Here is a 1,654-nt window from a genome sequence, read left to right as displayed (position 1 = left end):
TTACCATTACCCTCAAACAAAATTAGCACAGCAAGATGAAAATGAAATAAGTGGGATGATAAGTGCCATGCATTACAACATTCCAATATTTATAATAATTGGGAACAAGACTGATGGAACGAAGCGAACTGTAAAATTAGGTTTAGTGAGAGATTATGACAATCAAACAGAAACTTTTCTAGTCAATATCCTTGATAATTATCCAACTGGTCTAAGCACTACCTCTGAAGTTCCATCTAAAAAGTTTGTACTTAAAGAGAGTGATGGAAAGGGGCAAACCACTACTGTCAAAACGAGACCAGAGCAACCACAATTTCGTTTTGAAGTAATAAAGAGATACGGGCCTAAATGTGCTGTATGTGATATTACGGTAGACGCAACGTTAGAGGCTGCACACATTTATCCTAAGAGTGAAAATGGGTCGGATCATGAAGAAAATGGGATTGTATTGTGCGCTAACCATCATAAGATATTTGATAGTTACTACTTTACAATTTTATCAGATTTAACTTTAACCTACAAGCCTGGTATGACTAAAGGAGAATTAGAAATCAAACATGACGACATAAAACACTTACATAATCATCCACACAAAAAAGCTTTGAAGGAAAGATATAAATTATTCAAAGTGGCTAATAAACTGAAATAATTGAACTCACAATCTACCAATTTGATTTCAGAGGCGATTATCTCATTAAATTTTTTGTTGAAACCTGCAAGATTAAGGTTTTTAGAGATTAACTTCAGTTGTTAACTACATACATGATATAGAATACACTTAATGCGAGTTTTTTGTATAGATGTCTAAAACATGAATAGTACATATAGGTATTATTCAAAATAATTGAGAATTAGATAACCTTTTCTTAACTGCAACCTCAACATTCTCTTTACTTTCTAGATAGTTGAACGTTTCCTGTTTTTTAATGCTATTAGATATGTTAACCATTTCACGTTCGCCAGCCACCACCTGCTGTATATCAGCAAAAGATCTAAAGGATTTTACCTCGGTATCATTTATTGTTTCTGAATTTTCTTTCTTAGAGACAATATCCTCAATAAAGCTCTTACTCCTTTTATCTATATACTTCTTTATTTTTTCTTCGCCCAGACTATCGAATGGCATTAATGCAACATTGTCGGGATCTAGAAACGTGGCTTTATTTATTTTCTCTAATTGGGACAGTTTTTTGTTATTTCCACCTCTAGGGAATCTATATGGGGATATAACATCAAATACCTCAAAGGGGTGGTAATGTATTTTTGACAGCCCTTCATGCCGTTTAGTGAATGATTTATTTGAGCCTTCATAAATTAAAAGAATCTCTTTATCCATAAGATTTGAATACATGTAATCTAGATTTACATTGTAATCCTCTGCTGTGCCAAATCTCTCGGCGTTAAACCCAAGCATTTGCAACCCTCCCTCATTTATTAAGAGTTTTAATACATCTATTCTTTTTTCAAATGCTCCCGGGTCTTCCTTTAGATCTAGCCAAATAACAGGATTGTACTCTTCATATTGTTTGCAAAATTCATTTACTACTGTTTTATATTCTATATCTATTGGTATGTTTGGAAGTGATCTTGTGGTAAGACCACCTTCTGCCACATTGAGAAAACGCATAAAACTTTCAAATTGCCTTTGGTTTAA

The 1,654-nt window shown here is 33.3% G+C and carries 2 protein-coding genes; one reads left to right on the top strand and one right to left on the bottom strand.

Annotated features, from left to right (window positions below; all coding sequences use genetic code 11):
• Positions 1 to 649: HNH endonuclease (locus tag AMDU4_RS08595; protein WP_021787593.1), on the top strand; the 649-nt coding region annotated here is incomplete at its 5' end.
• A gap of 186 nt (positions 650 to 835) precedes the next feature.
• Here the strand turns inward: AMDU4_RS08595 and AMDU4_RS08590 are convergent.
• Positions 836 to 1,654, bottom strand: an 819-nt coding sequence (locus tag AMDU4_RS08590) for a hypothetical protein (RefSeq protein ID WP_290704740.1), incomplete at its 5' end; no start/stop codon positions are given.

The organism is Ferroplasma sp. Type II (assembly GCF_000496155.1).
This window is presented reverse-complemented; position numbering and strand designations above follow the sequence as displayed.